Source organism: Halomonas sp. NCCP-2165, assembly GCF_023708045.1.
Lineage (GTDB): Bacteria > Pseudomonadota > Gammaproteobacteria > Pseudomonadales > Halomonadaceae > Bisbaumannia > Bisbaumannia pacifica.
The window spans coordinates 151,014-169,343 of record NZ_BRCY01000001.1 but is presented as its reverse complement, the minus strand read 5'-3'; the positions used below and the strand labels follow the sequence as shown (position 1 = coordinate 169,343).

21 protein-coding genes and 1 tRNA gene are annotated in these 18,330 nt (G+C 63.1%); 5 read left to right on the top strand and 17 right to left on the bottom strand.

The genetic code is table 11. The features are described 5' to 3' along the window. Positions 1-59: 59 nt before the first annotated feature. The 6 genes from NFU04_RS00785 to NFU04_RS00760 all read right to left on the bottom strand — a co-directional run bounded on the left by NFU04_RS00785 (position 60) and on the right by NFU04_RS00760 (position 4,540). Complete coding sequence (locus tag NFU04_RS00785; RefSeq protein WP_251307635.1) at positions 60-506, bottom strand: DoxX family protein; 447 nt, start codon at positions 504-506, stop codon at positions 60-62. Between the two features lie 115 nt (positions 507-621). After that, on the bottom strand, positions 622-930 hold the full coding sequence (locus NFU04_RS00780) for a hypothetical protein (protein ID WP_251307634.1): 309 nt from the start codon (positions 928-930) through the stop codon (positions 622-624). Positions 931-1,622: 692 nt separating this feature from the next. Further along, positions 1,623-2,813, bottom strand: coding sequence for an MFS transporter (locus tag NFU04_RS00775; protein ID WP_251307633.1), 1,191 nt, complete (start codon positions 2,811-2,813; stop codon positions 1,623-1,625). Beyond that, on the bottom strand, positions 2,810-3,217 hold the full coding sequence (locus tag NFU04_RS00770; protein WP_251307632.1) for a GlcG/HbpS family heme-binding protein: 408 nt from the start codon (positions 3,215-3,217) through the stop codon (positions 2,810-2,812). The genes NFU04_RS00775 and NFU04_RS00770 overlap by 4 nt, the downstream gene beginning before the upstream one ends. Before the next feature lie 148 nt (positions 3,218-3,365). Next, entirely contained in the window at positions 3,366-4,055 is a 690-nt protein-coding gene (locus NFU04_RS00765) for an IclR family transcriptional regulator (protein WP_251307631.1), read from the bottom strand. A 113-nt stretch (positions 4,056-4,168) separates the two neighbouring features. Then, complete coding sequence (locus NFU04_RS00760; RefSeq protein ID WP_251307630.1) at positions 4,169-4,540, bottom strand: winged helix-turn-helix transcriptional regulator; 372 nt, start codon at positions 4,538-4,540, stop codon at positions 4,169-4,171. Positions 4,541-4,781: 241 nt separating this feature from the next. Here NFU04_RS00760 and NFU04_RS00755 point away from each other — a divergent pair, with 241 nt between their 5' ends. The 4 genes from NFU04_RS00755 (at position 4,782) to NFU04_RS00740 (ending at position 7,395) form a co-directional block, all read left to right on the top strand. Continuing rightward, positions 4,782-5,369, top strand: a complete 588-nt coding sequence (locus NFU04_RS00755; protein ID WP_251307629.1) for an NAD(P)H-dependent oxidoreductase — start codon at positions 4,782-4,784, stop codon at positions 5,367-5,369. A 29-nt stretch (positions 5,370-5,398) separates the two neighbouring features. Beyond that, positions 5,399-5,746, top strand: coding sequence for a cupin domain-containing protein (locus NFU04_RS00750; protein ID WP_251307628.1), 348 nt, complete (start codon positions 5,399-5,401; stop codon positions 5,744-5,746). 28 nt (positions 5,747-5,774) lie between these two features. Next, a complete protein-coding gene (locus tag NFU04_RS00745; protein ID WP_251307627.1) occupies positions 5,775-6,575 on the top strand; it encodes an SDR family oxidoreductase in 801 nt (266 codons plus the stop codon). Between the two features lie 88 nt (positions 6,576-6,663). Beyond that, on the top strand, positions 6,664-7,395 hold the full coding sequence (locus tag NFU04_RS00740) for a glutathione S-transferase family protein (RefSeq protein ID WP_251307626.1): 732 nt from the start codon (positions 6,664-6,666) through the stop codon (positions 7,393-7,395). A 201-nt stretch (positions 7,396-7,596) separates the two neighbouring features. Here the strand turns inward: NFU04_RS00740 and NFU04_RS00735 are convergent, their stop codons facing one another. The 4 genes from NFU04_RS00735 to NFU04_RS00720 form a co-directional block, all read right to left on the bottom strand. Continuing rightward, positions 7,597-9,258, bottom strand: coding sequence for a BCCT family transporter (locus NFU04_RS00735; RefSeq protein WP_251307625.1), 1,662 nt, complete (start codon positions 9,256-9,258; stop codon positions 7,597-7,599). A 393-nt stretch (positions 9,259-9,651) separates the two neighbouring features. Further along, positions 9,652-9,798, bottom strand: coding sequence for a GMC oxidoreductase (locus tag NFU04_RS00730; RefSeq protein WP_285835096.1), 147 nt, complete (start codon positions 9,796-9,798; stop codon positions 9,652-9,654). A gap of 377 nt (positions 9,799-10,175) precedes the next feature. After that, complete coding sequence (locus NFU04_RS00725; RefSeq protein ID WP_251307623.1) at positions 10,176-11,426, bottom strand: M24 family metallopeptidase; 1,251 nt, start codon at positions 11,424-11,426, stop codon at positions 10,176-10,178. A gap of 37 nt (positions 11,427-11,463) precedes the next feature. After that, positions 11,464-12,342: a HalD/BesD family halogenase gene (locus NFU04_RS00720; protein WP_251307622.1), complete on the bottom strand. Its 879-nt coding sequence runs from the start codon at positions 12,340-12,342 to the stop codon at positions 11,464-11,466. 86 nt (positions 12,343-12,428) lie between these two features. Here NFU04_RS00720 and NFU04_RS00715 point away from each other — a divergent pair, with 86 nt between their 5' ends. After that, positions 12,429-13,352, top strand: a complete 924-nt coding sequence (locus NFU04_RS00715) for a LysR substrate-binding domain-containing protein (RefSeq protein ID WP_251307621.1) — start codon at positions 12,429-12,431, stop codon at positions 13,350-13,352. Between the two features lie 174 nt (positions 13,353-13,526). Here NFU04_RS00715 and NFU04_RS00710 read toward each other — a convergent pair whose 3' ends face one another. From NFU04_RS00710 to NFU04_RS00680, 7 genes are all read right to left on the bottom strand, one after another. Next, positions 13,527-13,853: a hypothetical protein gene (locus NFU04_RS00710; RefSeq protein WP_251307620.1), complete on the bottom strand. Its 327-nt coding sequence runs from the start codon at positions 13,851-13,853 to the stop codon at positions 13,527-13,529. Between the two features lie 373 nt (positions 13,854-14,226). After that, positions 14,227-14,314: transfer RNA gene (locus NFU04_RS00705), tRNA-Ser, on the bottom strand. A 130-nt stretch (positions 14,315-14,444) separates the two neighbouring features. After that, positions 14,445-14,942 (bottom strand): YiiD C-terminal domain-containing protein, encoded by a 498-nt coding sequence (locus tag NFU04_RS00700; RefSeq protein WP_251307619.1) that lies wholly within the window; start codon positions 14,940-14,942, stop codon positions 14,445-14,447. A gap of 1 nt (position 14,943) precedes the next feature. Next, entirely contained in the window at positions 14,944-15,504 is a 561-nt protein-coding gene (locus NFU04_RS00695; protein ID WP_251307618.1) for a nitroreductase family protein, read from the bottom strand. Positions 15,505-15,577: 73 nt separating this feature from the next. Beyond that, on the bottom strand, positions 15,578-16,414 hold the full coding sequence (gene queF, locus NFU04_RS00690; RefSeq protein WP_251307617.1) for an NADPH-dependent 7-cyano-7-deazaguanine reductase QueF: 837 nt from the start codon (positions 16,412-16,414) through the stop codon (positions 15,578-15,580). After that, entirely contained in the window at positions 16,411-17,184 is a 774-nt protein-coding gene (locus tag NFU04_RS00685) for an ABC transporter permease (RefSeq protein ID WP_251307616.1), read from the bottom strand. Before NFU04_RS00685 ends, queF begins: the two co-directional genes overlap by 4 nt. Next, positions 17,181-18,134, bottom strand: a complete 954-nt coding sequence (locus NFU04_RS00680) for an ABC transporter ATP-binding protein (protein WP_251307676.1) — start codon at positions 18,132-18,134, stop codon at positions 17,181-17,183. Before NFU04_RS00680 ends, NFU04_RS00685 begins: the two co-directional genes overlap by 4 nt. Positions 18,135-18,330 lie beyond the last annotated feature (196 nt).

Genomic DNA, 18,330 nt, shown 5'->3' with positions numbered 1-18,330 from the left:
ACCAACGCGCAACTGCCTCGATCAGTGATGTCATGAAGCGTCTCCGGAGAGTTCGGGGCTTAACGCAGCTTCCGTACCAAGTTTCGATCCAGTGAGGCTCGCCCCGCACCGCCAAGCACCAGTGACACCGAGATGGCCAGCAGGGAGAGAGCAAACTCATAGCCATTGTTGCTCATAAACAGGCCGTTGGCGGCATGGACGCTGAAGATTGCCACCAGCATGGTGACGGCCAGCACCAAGGCCGCCGGGCGTGTCAACAGACCGATCAGCAGGGCGAGGCCGCCGAAGAACTCAGCACTACCTGCCGCGAGGGCCATCAGGTAGCCGGGTTCCATGCCGATGGAGGCCATCCACTGCCCGGTCCCCTCCAGGCCGTAACCGCCAAACCAGCCGAAAAGCTTCTGGGCACCGTGCGCCATGAAGATAATGCCTGCCGGAATGCGCAAGGCGAGGGGGGCCAAACTGCTAGAGGTCGCGAGTGCGTGTTTAACCAGTGAAGTATTCATCTTGTCTCCTAGGAATTCCCCGTTCCGCACTGCCAGAACGATGACAGTCGATCTTGATCAGATTAATCAGCTCATTAATTTAAGGCTAAGAGTAGCTTCGGTTGGTGACGCCCATTCATTTAGTAGCGTTGCGAGCCAACTGAAGTCCGGCGCTGGTCAACTTCGCACTATTAACTTCACTGTCCCGGTACCTCGTATTCAGTCTTGCTCGGGATTCGGCCATGGCGGTGCTTTGGTCTGCATGCTCATAAGCGCTGGCAATATCCCTCACTGCTCCATCCCCAGAAATACTGTGGGTATCGGCTTGTTGGACAGCGGACAGTGGTTCGCTTAACTGCATGGCAAGAGCAGTGGCCTGACCGGCCTGTGCAGCCATGGGGATAGCAGCGATAAGAAGGGCTGCAAGTGTTGGCTTGATCGTCATGGTGTATCTCCTTGGTGTTGGCTAGAGAAGCTCATTGAGTGAATGAGTGCATACTAGACCTGCAGATAATCGAACAAAAGAGGCATATTTAGACGATTTCATTCTAAATTTTCGAATAATTGCAAGCCTTGGTCACTCTCGCGCCACTACCAAGAAGAGCAGTTTCTGATCTATGCCAGACGCGAGATCGCTGCCCCGGTAACTTGAGACAAGCTGGTCAGGCATGGTTGGTCAGTAGGTACTGCCCTGCACCAGACGCTTCTGCCCCGGAACGACCTCCATTGCAGCATGAGTACCAAAGGTAACTGCCAAGACAATGTCTGTACGGAGGTCTTGTTCCACAGCCTCAAGGTCGAGGCGCTCCATGGCGAGTGGTTCAAACCCCGAGACGCCATGCGGAGGCAAGTGTTCGAGGACATTGAGAGGGACGACAACTGGCAGCGCCGGCGCAGTGCGATTGGGATGATAGCCCAGAGGCCTGAATGATCGCTTCGCTCCGTATCCGTGACGGCTGGGCTACGACACCGCGACTCGACGAGGACCAGGCCAGTGGTTATGACGCCACCCTGAGCGAGTAGCGGGCTTCGGCCACGGGGAAGAGCGAACAATCGGCCTCAAGCCCTTATTGCCCTGCCTGCCCGGCAATGCCCCCTTCGCAAAGGGGGCCGGAGCCTTGTAGAACGACGGTTCCATCACGCCATGGCCTCGGCGACACGGGAGCGGTTCACTCGCCCCTGGAGCCACAGCACACTCAGCGCCAGCATCGCCAGTCCACTTCCGGCCAGCGGCGTCATCCCCAGCGCCTCCTCTGCGACCAGCGCACTCCCCACGGCGGAGCCGGCCGAGATGCCGATGTTGAACGACGAAATGTTGAGCGCCGAGGCGAAGGCCAACGCACGCGGCCGATGCTGCTCGGCCGTGGCCAGCATGCCGGACTGGAATGCCGGCGACACTCCGAAGGCCAAGGCACCCCACACTGCCAGCCAAACCGGCATCAGCCACCTCGCCTCTCCCCAGGCGTGGATGATCGCCAGGATCGCCGCCAGTCCGAGCAGCAGCCAGGCGGCCGTGCGCCGCCAGCCGATGGCGCCGACCAGTCGCCCGCCCATCAGGTTTCCGACCAGGGTCGCGCCACCGAAGACGACCAGCAGGCCACTGGCTGCCGCCGTGGAGAACCCTGTCTGCTCGGTCAACCAGGCGCTGATATAGGTAAACAGCGGGAAGGTCGCCCCGAAGCCCAGCGCCGTCAGCGCCATGGTCAACACGATGACCGGATGCCCGAGTGCAGACAGCTGCTCCCCCCAGCCGCCCGTCGGCTGAGCCGCCAGATGTGCAGGCAACCAACGCCACAGCGCGATGAGCGCGATGACTGCCAGTGCCAGAATCACCACGAAGGGCATCCGCCACCCCATGCCGTTCCCCAGCAGGCTGCCGACCGGCACGCCAACGACCATGGCCAGCGTCAGCCCCGAGAACATCAGCGCGATGGCACTGCCAGACTGCCCCTCCGGCGCCAGCCGACTGGCCACGGTCGCCCCCAACGCGAACAGGGCACCATGTGCCACGGCGGTGATTACGCGACCGAGCATCAGGCTGGTGAAGTCCTGGGCGATGACCGCCAGCAGGTTGCCGATCACGAAGAATGCCATCAGCCCCGTCAGCACCCGACGAGGCGGAAAGCGGGACAGCGTCAGCATGAGCAGCGGCGTACCGATCGCCAGGGCCAGCGCATAGCCACTCACCAGCGCGCCGGCACGATCCTGAGTGACACCCAGGTCGGTGGCGATGGAGGGCAGCACCCCGACCACGATGAACTCCGCCATGCCGATGGCAAAGGCGGCCACCGCCAATGCCAGGACGGCAAGATGCTGGCCGCGCATCATGCCGCCTCCCGGGCCATCAGGCGCGGCCCCAGTTGGGCCAGGGTCTCATCCAGTTCGACGGTCGCGCCGGCGACACCGACGGCTCCGACCACGCGCTGTTGTGCATCGCGCAGTACCACGCCACCCCCGAAGCTGATCAGGCCCCCGTTGGTATTCTCCAGGGTATAGACGGCCTCCCCCGGGGCGGCGATCTGGCCCAGCTGGGCACTGTCGGTCTGGAACAGCGACGCCGTACGCGCCTTCTTGATCGCGACATCGATACTGCCGGGAACCGCGCCATCCATGCGTTCGAAGGCGACCTGGAGGCCGCTGGCATCCACGATGGCCAGCGAGACGGCGAAACCCTCATCGGCGGCGGCCTGGCGGATACCGGCAATGATGTGGCGGGCATCGTCAAGGTGCATGTCATTCTCCTCAAGAATCCAGTCAAGATCAGCGCCGTCGGCGACGACGCGATGAGGAGCATGCCTACGACGAGCAGGCAGGCAAAGGGGGAAGAAGCGGATGCCGACCAAGATTCGACAATGTCGAACGGCGAGGAGGATAGGAGGGTCAGCGCGATAGAAGCTGCTTCGCCAACCGGCTCAGCTGCGCCTGCGTCCAGCGCGATGATGGCCCCGCCATGCCCAATGCCGCCACGCAGTCGCCCCGCTGCCGCAAGGGAATCGCCAGGCAACAAAGGCCCGCCTCGACGGCCTCGAGGTCCAGCGCGAAGCCCTGGGCGCTGACCTCCTGAAGCTGGGCCTCTTGCGCATCGCTCAAGGGACCATTGCGCCGTACCTGGCGCAGCAGGTCATCATCGTTGGCCAGGAAGACATGACCGATCGCCGAATGGCGTAACGATTCCCGACGACCTCGAGGGCTCTGGACGCGACGCGGCTGCCGACCCTCCACGGCCTCGAGATACAAGTACTCCTGGCTGCCGCAGGGGGTGGCCAGATAGACGGTCTCATCACTCAGCGCCGCGGCCTCGTCCAGCAGCTCGCGGTAGTGCTGGCGGAGCTGCTCTCGTTCCTTCGCCAACGGCTCGGCCAGCTCATCGAGTCGCAGGCCAAGCCAGTATCCCTCGGACAGGCGGCGGACGTAGCCCAATGCCACCAGGGTATCCAGCAGTCCGTGGACGGTGGTCTTGCTCAGGCCCACATCAGCGCTGAGACGCGCCAGTGACTGCGGACGATCCGCCCGACGTAACGCCTCGAGCAGCCGGAAGCTGCGAGACACGGACTGGATCATCTTCTGCATGGGTATGCCTCGTCGTGTCGGTGGGGCCGATTCATGGGGCCTCCTTGATGTCCCTGTGAAAACCTGGAGGCGTCAACGAAGCCCGAGGCGATCCGCCCACTGTCTACACCCCGTCACTCCTCCAGGACGTCCGCCGGCAAAGCCTCGCTCCACTCGCGCAGCTCATCGAGCACCCTGATAGCCGTTTCACCGAGCGGCGTAATGGCATATTCGACAATGACGGGCGAGGTGTCGCGCACGTGGCGGGAGATCAATCCCTTCGCCTCGAGAAAACGCAGTCGCTCGGTGATCATCTTCTTGCTGGCCCCTCCCACCATCCGGGCCAGGTCATTGAACCTTACCGGCCCGTCATTGATGTGCCACAGCAAGGACCCCGTCCACTTGCCACCGAGGATGCGCATGCCTTTCTCGATGGCGCACGGCTCCATGCAGGGCGAGGCTACCTGGCGCCGGCCTTTTTCATCTTCAGTCACAAACGCTTCCAATCGAACGCCTCCTATCTTGTTCCGCTCAAGGCCAACTCGGGTTCTGGGCCTGGAAGCCGCCAACCGGCTCCGACTGCGCCGCCTACCAGGAGCTCGCCATGCCCGAGCTGGGCCTTCACAGCTTTCCGAAGAACCAGGTTACTAAAAGTATACTAGTTGTCTTTGCATACCTCGTGCTTCATCTTAACGCCTGCAGTGCTTGCTGATCCACTACTTATTGCCATTCATGGCGGAGGATTTCATGCGTAAGGTATTGATTATCAACGGACACCAGCCCTATCCGTTTGCCAAGGGCACACTGAATGACACTCTGGCTGAGCGTGCCCGCTCATGGCTGGCCGACCAAGGACACGAGGTACGTGTCAGCCGCATCTCCGAAGGTTACGACGTCGAGGAGGCGATCGCCGATCACCAGTGGGCCGACGTCGTGATCATGCAGTTCCCGATCAACTGGATGATGGTGCCCTGGTCCTTCAAGAAGTACATGGATGAGGTCTATACGGCCGGCATGGACGGGCGCTTCTGCGAGGGCGACGGGCGCACCGCCGAGAAGCCGAAAGAAAACTACGGTCTTGGCGGCACCCTCACCGGCACACAGTACATGCTCAGCGTCACGCTCAACGCCCCGGCCGAAGCTTTCAACGACCCCAACGAACCCTTCTTCGCCGGCAAGTCGCTGGATGACCTGGTCGCGCCCGTGCACCTGAACGCACGCTTCTTCGACATGAGCGCACTGCCGACCTTCGGTGCCTACGACGTGATGAAAAATCCCGATATCGACAGCGACCTCGCGCGCTTTGACGCACACCTCGAGCGCGTCTTCGGCTAATGCATCCGTCACATTCAGGAGATCACCTCATGGCAACGCCTCAATGGCCTGACGATGGGCGCCCGGTACCGCTGGCCGACCAGGCCTCCCCGGAGTTCTATCGCGAGCTCATCAACACCGGTGAAACACGGCTGGTTCACATGACCATGGCCCCCAGCGCCGCCGATGCGCCTCACCGCCATCCTGAAGAAATCGTCTACTTCCTGTCAGCCGGGCGCCTGCGTATCGCACTGGATAACGGCGAGGTGATGGAGCGGGACGTGGTGGCAGGAGACGTCATGCACAACGAAGCCTGGGCGCACCAGGTGACCAACGTCGGCGATACCCCCGTCGAGGCCATCATTTTCGAGCGCCTGGATCGCGACGACCTGGCGTAGCCCCCGACCTATCTCGAGGAGAGATACGATGAAAACCATTCTGATGACCGGGGCCGGCAGCGGCCTGGCGGAAGGTGCGGCACTGGCATTGGCCCGGCAAGGGCATCGCGTGATTGCCACGGTGGAAATCTGGCCCCAGGTGTCAGCCCTGAAAGAGAAGGCGCAGCAGCAGGGCGTTCGCCTGGAGGTCGAGAAACTCGACATTACCGATGCCCAGGATCGCGACAGCGTCTTTGCGCGCTACGGCGCCGAGGTCGATGTCGTGGTGGCCAACGCGGCGATCGGCGAGACCGGTCCCATCGCCGAGATTCCCGTAGCTCGCGTGCGCAAGGTCTTCGAGACGAACGTCTTCTCGACCCTCGAGTTCGTTCAGCCTTACGCCAAAGCATTCGCCAGCCGCGGCCAGGGCAAGATCGTGCTGGTATCGTCAATCGCCGGGTTCACCACCTTCCCCTACCTCGCGCCCTATGTCGCGTCCAAGCATGCCCTGGAGGGCATCGCCCAGCTCCTGCATGAAGAGCTGGCACCGCTGGGCGTGAAGGTGGCCACGATCAACCCGGGCCCCTTCCGCACCGGCTTCAACGACCGCATGTACGACACCCTCGACCAGTGGTACGACCCGAAGACGCACGTCACCCCCGAGGCGCCGATCCGTGAGACCCAGCAGCTGTTTGCCGGGGACGACCTGCAGCTCGACCCGTCATCCATGATCGATGAGATGGTGCGGCTGATCCCGCTGGACGAGCATGCGTTCCGCAATGTGCATCCCGCGCGATTCGAGGAGGATGTGAAGCGCTATCAGGAGAGCCTCTGGGACCGGCAGATGTGATCGCCCATTTCCTGCAGAAAGTGCTCGTCGGGCCCGGCGTCGGAGCGCAGTGGGCCCGGCTCAGGACGCCGCCACTCTCGTCACCCCCATGAGGACGCTCGCCATGTCACAGCCGGATATTCATCTGTACACCGCCGCCACCATGAACGGTTACAAGCCGGTCATCTTTCTCGAGGAAGCGGAGGTGCCCTACGAACTGACCTTCATCGACTTCGGCAAGAAGGAGCAGAAGGCGCCCAACTATCTCAAGCTAAACCCCAATGGGCGTATTCCCACCATCGTCGACCGGGGCAACGACGATTTCGCCGTGTTCGAGAGTGGCGCCATTCTCTGGTACCTGGCCGAGAAGTACGACCGTTTTCTCCCCAAGGAAGCGAAGGCCCGCAGCGAAACGCTGCAGTGGCTGATGTTCCAGATGGGCGGCATCGGCCCGATGATGGGCCAGGCCATGTACTTCCAGCGCATCGCCGCTCCCAATGGTCAGGAAGAACCCTTCTCCATCAAGCGCTACGTGGATGAATCCCGTCGCCTGCTGGAGGTCCTGGACACCCGCCTTCGGGGACGCGAGTGGCTGGCGGGGGATCAGTACACCATCGCCGACATGGCGACCTACCCCTGGGCACGCGCTCATGTCTGGGCAAAGGTGTCGATCGGCGGTCTCGACAACCTGAAGGCCTGGTTTGACCGCCTCGATGCGCGCCCCAAGATTCAGAAGGCCTTGACCATCCCGAAGGCACAGCCGGCCTTCTGGGGTGACGCCGATGATAGCGAGTTCCTCAGGGAAAACGCCGCTCGCTTCGCTACCGACGTCAGGAACTGAGAGCCCATCACGGCTGCACGAGAATGCCTGACCGTGAGCTCGAGCAGAATAGTCTTGGGTGCCTCACACTCCGAAATGTGAGGCTGCCAGCGCATCGCGCCCAGAATCTGACAGACGCTCAAGAAAAAGGCACCACCATCTCCTCAATGACGATGCCTGTTGGCGTGGCGAAGGCCCGACAAGCCGGGCGACAACCGGTCGCTAGACGGTTCTGGGTTCGCTCTTGAGCCCCTTGATGACTGCGAAGCAGGCCGCCAGCAGCACCAGCGCAAATGGCAGGCCGGTGGCGATCACAGCCGTCTGCAGGGCGCCCAGGCCGCCGCCCAGCAGCAGCGCGATGGCGATGGCCCCCTCGATCAGTGCCCAGAAGATGCGCTGCGGCTTGGGCGCATCCACCTTGCCGCCGGCGGTAAGGGAGTCGATCACCAGTGAGCCGGAGTCCGAGGAGGTAATGAAGAACACCATCACCAACACGATGCCGACGAAGGAGGTGATGCTGGCCAGCGGTAGCTGGCCCAGCATCACGAACAGCTGCAGTTCAAGGGCGGCGTCTTTGACATCCTGGAAACCATCGGTAACGACTTGGTCGATGGCGGTGCCGCCGAAGGCGGTCATCCACAGCACCGAGACTAGCGAGGGCACCAGCAGCACGGCGATCAGGAGCTCACGCACGGTGCGGCCACGGCTGACGCGGGCAATGAACATACCGACGAAGGGTGACGCGGAGATCCACCAGGCCCAGTAGAAAGCGGTCCAGCCCTGGCTGAAGTTGGCGTCTTCGCGGCCGAAGGGCATGGACAGCATCGGCAGGTTGACCAGGTAGGCGCCGAGGCTTTCAAAGAAGCCGGTCACGATCATGAAGGTCGGACCGACGACAATCACGAAAGCCAGCAGTAGGAAGGCCAGCACCATGTTGAGTTGGGAGAGGCGCTGCACGCCCTTATCCACGCCGGCCACCACCGACATCAGCGCGACCAGGGTGATGCCCAGGATCAGAAACACCATGGTGACGTTGTTGTCGGGAATGCCAAACAGGTATCCGAGCCCCGCCGACGCCTGGGAAGCGCCGAAGCCGAGCGAAGTCGCCAGGCCGAACAAGGTGGCGAAGACCGCCAGGATGTCGACCAGGTGACCTGGCCAGCCCCAGACGCGTTCCCCCAGGATCGGGTAGAAGATCGAGCGCATGGTCAGCGGTAGGCCCTTGTTGAACGAGAACAGGGCCAGCGACAGGGCGACGATGGCGTAGATCGCCCAGGGGTGGAGCCCCCAATGGAAGATGGTGGCGGCCATGCCCAGCGAGATGGCGCCCTCCTGGTCACCGGCGGCGGCGCCCAGCGGCGCCCAGTCGGTGCGCGAACCCTCCTCCAGGCTGGTACCGCCTAGGGCGGTCCCGAAATGCGTCAACGGCTCGGAGACGCCATAGAATATGAGGCCGATGCCCATTCCGGCGGCGAACAGCATGGAGAACCAGCCGGCGTAGCTGAACTCCGGCTTGGCCTTGGCCCCGCCGAGGCGCACCTTGCCTAACGGCGTGAAGATCAGCACCACCGCCACGAGCAGGATGATGTTGGTCGCCAGCAGGAAAAACCAGTCGAGATAGCCGGTCAGATAGCCGAAGATCGCATCTAAAATCGGCTCGATCTCCTCCTGAAGCGCCAGCGTGACGATCACGAAGAACAAGATCGTCAGCGCCGAGATGGAGAACACCTGGCCGTGCACGTCCAGATCGAGCCCGAAGCGCTTGAAAGCGACGTTATCCTGGCCGATCACGTAATCGGTGTTGATGAGGTTAGCCGGCCCCTGGGGCGAGGGAATTCCCTGCCCCGCCGTGGACGATTCGCTCGTATTCTCATTGTCGGTCATGGATAAACCCTTGCTTGACTGTTACTTACCGATCGCCATGGTAACGGGCATGTCCATTTCCATGGCGATCGGCACTAGCAACTCAGTACTCTACCCTACGTTGCCTTTGATAGTGGTTCAGCAGCTCAGCCCATAGCCATCGGCATTTCCTCCTCGCAGAGGCCTCCAGGGTGGTTTCCCTCTCCAGCACGCGCCCCGGCAGGTGCCGCAAACTCCCACGCCGCGGGCCTTGGGAATTGTCAGGTCGGCACTGAGTCGGCGACAGCGCCGACACTTGCCGCTGGGGTGGCCTTCGCCTGATAGTAGGCTAGTAGTCCCTGGGTTCTGGGGGGAAACGTCTGGCCTCGAATCCAGTCGCTGGCCTTCTCGGCGATGAAAGGAGCGAAAGGCCGGCTAGCGAAGGATATCGCGACTCATGCGTAGGCCCTCTTGCATCTTCTGTCGATCACTCTCGGTAGCGCGGTAATTGGGGTCGATCAGTGGCCGCCCCATGGACTCTCTCGGATCGAGTCCCACCGTTCCCCGGCTGGTCGGCCGCATCGACCCGACACCGAGCCGATAGCCATGGGTGGGCTGGTCAAGTCACCTGAGCCAAGTACCGGTGCTGTCTCGGTCATAGGCTGTTCGAGGAAGAGGGTGGTGGAGCGAGGTGCAGGGAGCCCGCCAGCGCGGCCTCGTCGTTTCGGAAGGCTCGCAGGGAGCTTACAGCAACGCCGTTCGCGTGCCCGTTCACCGGTTCTTTCTGACAAGCCTTCGCTCAAACAGCAGCCTATGCAGTCATGTCATACCACCGCTTCGAAGGTAACAGGCTGCAATCCTGCGGGAGGATGGCGCTGCCCGGCTTCCAACTGGAAGCCGGGCAGATGCTCGCAGTTTACCGCTTCGTGATAGCCACCTTGACGCATCTGCAGTGCAGATCAGCTCAACAGGCGGGCATCGAAGGGGTAGTCGGACAGCAGCTCCACCTGGCCGTCTTCCCGGATATAGAGCTGCTCCTCGAGCTTCACCCCTTCGCCCCCGGCCTCATGGCCGATGAAGCTCTCGACGCATAGAGTCATGCCCGGCTCGATGATGCCGTCGTATCCCTTATCCTCGATATCCTCGCGATGCACGATATAGGGATATTCGCCATTCATGCCGACGCCGTGTGCCAAGGCAAAGTACCGGCGCGCCTTGTAGGCGGGCGGGATCTGCCAAGCACGCTCGGCGTACTCCTTGAAGCTGACTCCCGGCTTGAGATTGGCCATATTGGTCTGAATCTGATCATAGGCCATGCGATACAGGTCTTTCTGTGCCTGGGTCGGCTCACCACGGCCACAGAGGAAAGTGCGCGAGAAGTCGGCATAGTAACCGTAGCGCCCGACCACATCGGTATCTAGCGCCACCAACTCCCCCGCCTGTATGCGACGGTCGGAACACTCCTGAAACCAAGGGTTGGTCCTGGGCCCCGAGTTCATCAGGCGCGTCTCTACAAAATCCGCATCGGTGGCGATGATATGCTGATGAAGTTTCGACCAAACTTCGTTCTCGGTAACGCCGGGCCGAATGGCCGCCTCCAACTGACGCACCCCCTCTTCGACCGCGCGCAGTGACGAACGAATCATCTTGATCTCGTTGGGCACCTTGTAGGCGCGTGCCTGTTCGAGCGGCTCCTGAGCATCCAGCACCCGGTAGCCGCGCTCCTTGAGAGCGAAGGCCGCCTGGGCGGTGGCGCTCTCCAACGCCACCTTGCCACCACCACCGCAACGCTGCTGGATCAGGTCGTCGATCTCGTCGGCCCAGGCCTCTGTCACCGCATGGGTATTGCGCTCATTGAAGTAGTACGAAATGGCCTTGGCCGGCCGAATCTCATCAATGGTCGGCAGATGAGAGGCCAGGTGTTCACAACCGGAAAACTCGAACAGCACCACCGGTCCTTCGGCCGGCACAAAAGCGTAACGCGCCGGGTTGCGGGAGCTGTAGACCTGCATGTTGCGAGAGCCGGTGGCATAGCGCACGTGCGCCGGATCGAACAGCACGGCGGCCGAGATGTCGCGGGCCTTGAGCTGCGCCCTCACGCGCCCCAGCCGATCGCGCAGGATCTGTGAAATCTCCTCGCGCGTCGGTTCGCAGTCCTCGGGGCGATGGGTGGGGGCAAGGATGCCCATTGCGTCCAGATCCATGTTCATCAGCGATGCTCCATAGCGATTCATTGGCGGAAAAGGATCAGTCAAGCAGGCCATCGACACGTTCAGCGCGATCCTGCTCGGCCTGGATGTGCAGTTCCGACACCCGGCCATACAGCTGACGCGTGCGCTCGAGCCGACCGACCACGCCCGGTGACTGGGAATAAGCAAAAATCGCTGTCAGCCTCGGGGTCGCGCCCTCGACGCGTGTCACTCGATGCAGGCTGAAGCGGCCCTTGAATAGCTGGAGATCCCCGGGTTGCAGGTCCAGTCGGCGCACGCCCTCTCGGTCCTCATCGCGGATCACCGCACCTACCCCGGCATAGTTTTCATCCTGAGGCGTCCGAATGTCCGGGCAGTACTCGAAGCTGCCGCCGGATTCAGGTGCCTGGGTCATCATGGTGACGATGAATTCGTTGGTGTCGTAGTGCCACGGCTGTTCCGTGCCTTCTGGTAGCACGTTGAGCACCAGCCCGGCGTAGGGATCGGCATATTCGTAGACCTGCTCCTCGCCGAGGCAGCGGGCCACCAGGGATTTCATACCCTGCGAGACGTACAGCCTTTGCATGATGCGATCGGCCGCAATCATGTCGCGGGTCACAAAGCCACTGGTCCGGGTCATGAACAGGCGGCGAGGATCCTGTTCAGGGAGTGTGGGATCGTCCGCAGTGAAGTAGGCATTGACTTCCCGGGTGTTGTAGAAGCTCTTCTCCGCCAGCTCCTGACACTCCTCGCGCATCTGCGCCAGGCGGTCTTCGCGCAAGAAGCCACGCAGCACGGCGCAGCCCTCACGATCCAGGTCGGCGCGCGCCTGCTCGATGGCCGACCTCAGGGCTGGATCATTGGGGCGGTCGAGAGGGTATCGCTCGCTATCGACCAGATCGGACAAGTCATGGCGCTCGGCATCGGCCAGTTGCATGGCAGTGACCATTGGGGCTCTCCTAAGTGACTTCAGATTCAGCTATCGTGAAGAAACCCTCAGCATCGATAAAACAATTTGTTCCGATGAATTCCATCGACATAAACGATCCCTCTGATCCTCCAGCCCTCGACACCGAGCTGCTCAGCGCCTTCGTGGCAGTGATCGAAAACGGAGGATTCACGGCAGCCGCCCGCCAACTGCACAAGACGCAGTCGACCATCAGTCAGCGCATCCGGACTCTGGAGCAGCGGGTGGGGACTCCGCTGCTGCATCGCACCAGCCGGCAGCTGAGCCTAACGCCGGACGGCGAGACCTTCCTGGTCTACGCACGCAGGCTGCTCCAGCTGCAACGCGAGGCCATCAGCGCGCTCGGCCATGGCGACAGGGAGGGGGTGATTCGTTTCGGCCTACCCGAAAATTACGCGGAAGCCTGGCTGCCACGGCTACTGGACCGCTTTGCCAAGCGCTATCCGCACATCCGCCCTCACATCCACTGCCGAATGTCTAGCGAACTGGTCGAGGTCCTGGAGGACGGCGAGCTCGATCTGGCGCTGACGGTACGGCACGCCAATCATGGCAACGGAGAAGTCCTGGGCACCGAGTCGCTGGTCTGGGCCGCGCATCGTGACTTCCGCCAAGACGCGAGAACGGCCCTCCCCCTCGCACTCTTCCCGGACCATTGCCCCTACCGTCAGCGTGCGCTGGAGAGCCTAACTCGCCAAGGGCGTCGCTGGTCGCTGCAATACACGAGTCAGAGCCCCACCGGGCTGCGCATGGCCGTCAACCAGCGCGACGCCGTGACCGTCACCGATCGACGTACGCTACCGGCCGACTGGCAGGTGCTAGACGAGTCCTCCGGACTTCCTCCGCTGCCGCCGGCCCATCTGGAACTACACCGGTCGCCCAGCTTCCAGCATCCCGCCGGAGACGTCCTAATCGCCTTGATCAGGGAGCTGCTTGCTACCGACCCCGCGCTCGACGATACCGGCTCGGAGCCTCCACCTTGATCTTTGGCAAGCTCACTTGGGCGATGTCGACTACGGCGCCGCCATTCGCCCCGATCTGCCGCGAGTGAGCGGCAGGGCTCGAGTCAGCCTGATTGCTGGTTAGCCCTGGACGATCGCGACAAACAGACCCGCATGGTCGAGCAAGTGACCAGCCGTTGGTCCAATGTCACGGTCCTAGCCTGCGCCGATGATCGCCATCACGTCGAACGCGAGACCTTTGAGAGTGCCCTGCGTCTGGGCGGGCAGCCCCTTACAGCGCTGGTAGAGCATCCCTTTGTTGCTCGCACGGCCGTCAAGCGTTTCCAGCGACACGCCCCTGGAGATTAAAGGTTCTTCGCAGATCAGCGTGAAACAGGCAGGGCGTGAGGCGGGAGCTGGATAGAGAAACGGCGGTGAATCCGAGTAAGCTGATATTCGCCAAAACGTCAGCCTACGGACACCGCCGTTGCCATGGATGCTACCCCGCTCAGCCTGTTCTGGAAAGGGTTCACTGTCGCCCACCACGAGTTCCTGGATCCTCAGACGCTACGGCTCCAACTGGAGCCCGATGACCGGACTCCGCCTGTTTGCAGCGGCTGCGACCACGTCTGCTTCCTAGATACCATCTCCCCTAACCGGCCACAAACATCCCATCAGGCGGTTTGTGGCCGGTTAGGGGAGATGGTATCTAGGCTCAAGGGCGAAGCGTATGAGGGTGACAGTGCCGTTTCTGAAGGAAATGCCGGCATCTGTCCCCGGCCCGCTGCCACAGATGGCTCAAGGGGGCTCAATGACGCGGTCCCCCATTACAAAAACGATTGGGGGACTGAGTGGGGGACTGGCCATGGTAAGAAAAAGAAAAAGCCGCTGAAATCAGCGGCTTAATCGATATTAGTGGCGGAGGGGGAGGGATTCGAACCCTCGAAGCCTTTCGACTTACACACTTTCCAGGCGTGCTCCTTCGACCACTCGGACACCCCTCCGCATTGTGGTTCTCGGGCTGGCGCGCGCGGCCTTTCGCTCAAGAACGGCGCGTATGTTATCGATATAAGTCTTCGATTGCAAGCCGTTTTTTGGAAAAACCCGCCGCGTGCGGTGAGACATCAGCCGGCGTCAGGGCAGCACGGCGTAGTCGCCGCGTGCCTCCAGGCAGAGGGTGTCGCCGCACCAGAGCCGCTGAACCAGGGCGAGGCGGCCGCGGCCCTTGGCGGCGAGGCGCTCGGCCAGTTGGGCCGGGCCATCGTGTCGCTCGGGACGACACTCCAGGCGGTAGTCGCCGCTGACCGGGGCCAGGAAGCGCTGGCCGGCCTCGGCCACCACCACGCCCTGGGCGCGCCCCTGGCGGCGCAGCCAGAGGGTAGTCCAGCACCAGCCCAGCAGGGTGGTCTGGGCGGTCAGGGCGCCGCCGAAGCCGGTGCCCTTGTCGTTCAGGTTGGGCGAAAGCGCCAGCTCCCAGACCAGGGCCTCGCTTTCCCAGTGCATGGCACGGATGCCCAGGTGCCGGACCAGGGGAATCGCCTCCCCCAGCCAGGCCAGGAAGGCGTCCAGATCCTCGTCCTGCCCCGCGGGGGGCAAGGGCAGGCGCGGGTGGGGGTGGCCCGGCAGGCGCATCTCAGCTCCAGCGCTCGACGAAGTCGGCGGGGTCGCGGCTGGGCAGCGGCTTGTGGCGGCCGGCCAGCTGGCCCAGGTAGATAAAGCCCACCAGCTCGTCCTCTTCACCGAGGCCGAGGCCCTTGTGCACGGTGGCGTCGAAGGCGTAGTGGCCGGTGCGCCACATGGCCCCCAGGCCCTGGGCATGGGCCGCCAGCAGGATGCCCTGGGCGGCGCAGCCGGCAGAGATCACCTGCTCCAGCTTGGGCACCTTGGGGATGTCCGGGCGCACCCTGGCGATCACCGCGATGATCATCGGCGCCCGCTTGGGCTTCTTGCGGGCGGCGTCCAGGGCGGCATCGCCGATATGCGGGTCGGAGCGATACTCCGCCTCGGCGAAGAGCTCACCGAGGCGGTCGAGCCCTTCGCCGGAGAATTCGATAAAGCGCCAGGGGGTGAGCTCCTTGTGGTCCGGCGCGCGCAGGGCGGCGCGGTAGATCACCTCGAGCTGTTCGGGGCTGGGGGGTGGGCCCACCAGCTTGCCCATGGAGCTACGCTCGTGCAGCAGGGAAATGGCATCCATCCGCTTCTGTCTCCAGATCCAATGCGAAAAGTTCTCGGCAGGCCTTGGCGGCCACTCTAGCACCGCCCGGGGCTTACTGTCGTGCCAGGCGTAGCGGCAGCGGCGGCGTCTCGCCGGGGGTGCCGCGCCAGGGGCTGATGTCCAGGCCGCCGCGACGCACGTAGCGCGCCATCACCAAGAGCCGCTCGGGCCGCGCCCGGGCCAGCAGGTCGGTGAAGATATGCTCCACGCAGTGTTCGTGGAAGTCCTGGTGCTGGCGGTAGGAGATCAGATAGCGCAAGAGCCCCTCCCGGTCGAGGCGGGGTCCCCGGTAGCGGATCAGCACGCTGCCCCAATCGGGCTGGCCGGTGACCGGGCAGTTGGACTTGAGCAGGTGGGAGTGGAGGGTCTCCTCGACGATCGTCTCCCCCACCACCAGGTGCTCGGCGCTGGGGGTGTAGTCGTCGACCTCGATATCCAGGTCGTCGAGGCAGTCGCCGGGCAGCCGCTGGGGGGCGAGGGCCGCGTCGTCCACGCCGAAGAGCTCCACCGACACCGGGGCGCCGGCGGCGGCGGCCAGGTCGGCCTCGAGGGTGGCGATCAGCGCCTCGCGGCTCTCGAGGCGGGTCTGGTTGAAGCTATTAAGGTAGAGCTTCCAGGACTTGGACTCGATCAGGTTCGGCGAGTCCGCCGGCAGCCGAAAGCGCGCCACAGCGACCATCGGCTTGCCGCGGGCATTGAGCCAGGAGAGCTCGAAGGCGTGCCATTCGTCCTCGCCGACGAAGGGCAGCGCCCCCTCGGTGATCCCCAGGGGCGCCCGATTGGCGGCCCGGGGAATGGGGTAGAGGAGCCCGGCGTCGTAGTGCTCCGGGTAGGCGGAGTCACGCCCCAGGGGGGCGTGCTCGAGAGTCTCGGGACGGTGACTGGTCATGAGCGAATACCTTTACCGCGCTCCAGCATCCACAGGGCGATGGCGAAGAGCACCAGAATGAAACAGAGGATGGCCGCCAGGGCCCAGCCTACCGGAATATCGGAGACGCCGAGGAAGCCGTAGCGGAACACATTGACCATATAGAGGATGGGGTTGAGCAGCGACACCCCCTGCCAGAAGCTCGGCAGCAGGGAAATGGAGTAGAAGACCCCACCCAGGTAGGTCAGCGGCGTCAGCACGAAGGTGGGCACGATGGAGATATCGTCGAACTTGTCCGCCAGCAGGGCATTGATAAAGCCACCGAGGGAGAACAGCGCCGCGGTCAGCACCACCACGCCGATGGTCAGCAGCGGGTGCGCCACGCTCAGCCGGGTAAAGAACAGCGAGACGATGGTGACGATCACCCCCACCCCCAGGCCCCGGGCCATGCCGCCCAGAACGAAGCCGGAGAGGATCACCCAGTTGGGCATGGGCGAGACCATCATCTCTTCGATGCTGCGCTGGAACTTATTGGAGAAGAAGCTCGAGGCCACGTTGGAGTAGCTGTTGGTGATCACCGACATCATGATCAGCCCCGGCACGATGAACTCCATATAGCCGAAACCGTCCATCTCGCCGATCCGCGAGCCGATCAGGCTGCCGAAGATGATGAAGTACATGGTCATGGTGATCGACGGCGGCAGCAGGGTCTGCGGCCAGATACGCGTGAAGCGCTTGATCTCCTTGACCAGCAGGGTCCAGAGGGCGATGGCGATCTGTTGCGAACTCATGCCTGGCCCTCCGCCTTGGCGGTGGCGCCATTGCCCTGCTCCACCATGGAGACGAACATCTCCTCCAGGCGATTGGCCCGGTTGCGCATGGAGACCACCTCGATGCCCCGCTCGTTGAGGGCGACGAAGACGTCATTGAGGCGCTGGCCACGATGCACCGCTACCGCCAGTTGGGCCGGCTCGCTGAGACTGACCTCGAAGCCCTCGACCACGGGGGCCTCCCCCAGGGGGTGGGCCAGGTCGAGCAGGAAGGTCTCGGTGTCGAGTTCGGCGAGCAGCTCGCGCACGCCGGTATTACGGACGATCTCGCCGTGGTTGATGATCGCCACGTTGCGGCACAGGCTCTCCGCCTCCTCCAGGTAGTGGGTGGTCAGGATGATGGTGGTGCCCTCCTCGCGGTTGATGCGGCGCATGTAGTCCCACATGCTGCGGCGCAGTTCGATATCCACCCCGGCGGTGGGCTCGTCGAGGATCAGCAGCCGCGGGCGGTGCATCAAAGCCCTGGCGATCATCAGGCGGCGCTTCATGCCCCCGGAGAGCATCCGGGCGCTGCCGTTGCGCTTGTCCCACAGGCCCAGGTCGCGGAGCAGCTCCTCGGCCCGGGGCAGCGCCTCGCGGCGCGGCATGCCGTAGTAGCCGGCCTGGGCCAGGACGATATCGATCACCTTCTCGAACTGGTTGAAGTTGAACTCCTGGGGCACCACGCCCAGGTGGTACTTGGCCCGGGCGAAGTCACGATCGATATCGGTGCCGAAGATCTCGACCTTGCCGTCGCTCTTCTGCACCAGGGAGCTGACCACCCCCAGGGTGGTGGACTTGCCGGCGCCATTGGGGCCCAGCAGGGCGAAGAAGTCGCCCTCGGCCACCTCCAGGTCGATCCCCTTGAGGGCCTGGAAGCCGTTGGCGTAGACCTTGGTCAGGCCGCGTATGGACAGGGCCGGTATGGACAGGGCCGAGTCGGCCATGAAGTCACCTCTGCGTCACTCATTAGGCTACAAATTATGTGGGCCAGCGCGGCAATTGCAATGCCGAGAGGGGAACTAGGGTGTGGGGCACGGAGCCCGGGCGAGGAAGGCGCCAACAGAGAAGAGAGACAAAAGCGAAAAAACCGCCTAGGCAGGTGCCTGGCAGTTCCTTTAGGTATCG

What these genes read in the sequence shown, in the direction of transcription:
- NFU04_RS00750 (WP_251307628.1), top strand. Translation starts at nt 5,399, where the DNA reads ATGGCAACGCCTCAATGGCCTGACGATGGGCGCCCGGTACCGCTGGCC.
- NFU04_RS00785 (WP_251307635.1), bottom strand. Translation starts at nt 506, where the DNA reads ATGAATACTTCACTGGTTAAACACGCACTCGCGACCTCTAGCAGTTTG.
- NFU04_RS00740 (WP_251307626.1), top strand. Translation starts at nt 6,664, where the DNA reads ATGAGGACGCTCGCCATGTCACAGCCGGATATTCATCTGTACACCGCC.
- NFU04_RS00775 (WP_251307633.1), bottom strand. Translation starts at nt 2,813, where the DNA reads ATGATGCGCGGCCAGCATCTTGCCGTCCTGGCATTGGCGGTGGCCGCC.
- NFU04_RS00770 (WP_251307632.1), bottom strand. Translation starts at nt 3,217, where the DNA reads ATGCACCTTGACGATGCCCGCCACATCATTGCCGGTATCCGCCAGGCC.
- NFU04_RS00730 (WP_285835096.1), bottom strand. Translation starts at nt 9,798, where the DNA reads ATGCGGCCGACCAGCCGGGGAACGGTGGGACTCGATCCGAGAGAGTCC.
- NFU04_RS00735 (WP_251307625.1), bottom strand. Translation starts at nt 9,258, where the DNA reads ATGACCGACAATGAGAATACGAGCGAATCGTCCACGGCGGGGCAGGGA.
- NFU04_RS00755 (WP_251307629.1), top strand. Translation starts at nt 4,782, where the DNA reads ATGCGTAAGGTATTGATTATCAACGGACACCAGCCCTATCCGTTTGCC.
- queF (WP_251307617.1), bottom strand. Translation starts at nt 16,414, where the DNA reads ATGACCAGTCACCGTCCCGAGACTCTCGAGCACGCCCCCCTGGGGCGT.
- NFU04_RS00715 (WP_251307621.1), top strand. Translation starts at nt 12,429, where the DNA reads ATGAATTCCATCGACATAAACGATCCCTCTGATCCTCCAGCCCTCGAC.
- NFU04_RS00765 (WP_251307631.1), bottom strand. Translation starts at nt 4,055, where the DNA reads ATGCAGAAGATGATCCAGTCCGTGTCTCGCAGCTTCCGGCTGCTCGAG.
- NFU04_RS00780 (WP_251307634.1), bottom strand. Translation starts at nt 930, where the DNA reads ATGACGATCAAGCCAACACTTGCAGCCCTTCTTATCGCTGCTATCCCC.
- NFU04_RS00725 (WP_251307623.1), bottom strand. Translation starts at nt 11,426, where the DNA reads ATGAACATGGATCTGGACGCAATGGGCATCCTTGCCCCCACCCATCGC.
- NFU04_RS00695 (WP_251307618.1), bottom strand. Translation starts at nt 15,504, where the DNA reads ATGGATGCCATTTCCCTGCTGCACGAGCGTAGCTCCATGGGCAAGCTG.
- NFU04_RS00700 (WP_251307619.1), bottom strand. Translation starts at nt 14,942, where the DNA reads ATGCGCCTGCCGGGCCACCCCCACCCGCGCCTGCCCTTGCCCCCCGCG.
- NFU04_RS00720 (WP_251307622.1), bottom strand. Translation starts at nt 12,342, where the DNA reads ATGCAACTGGCCGATGCCGAGCGCCATGACTTGTCCGATCTGGTCGAT.
- NFU04_RS00745 (WP_251307627.1), top strand. Translation starts at nt 5,775, where the DNA reads ATGAAAACCATTCTGATGACCGGGGCCGGCAGCGGCCTGGCGGAAGGT.
- NFU04_RS00685 (WP_251307616.1), bottom strand. Translation starts at nt 17,184, where the DNA reads ATGAGTTCGCAACAGATCGCCATCGCCCTCTGGACCCTGCTGGTCAAG.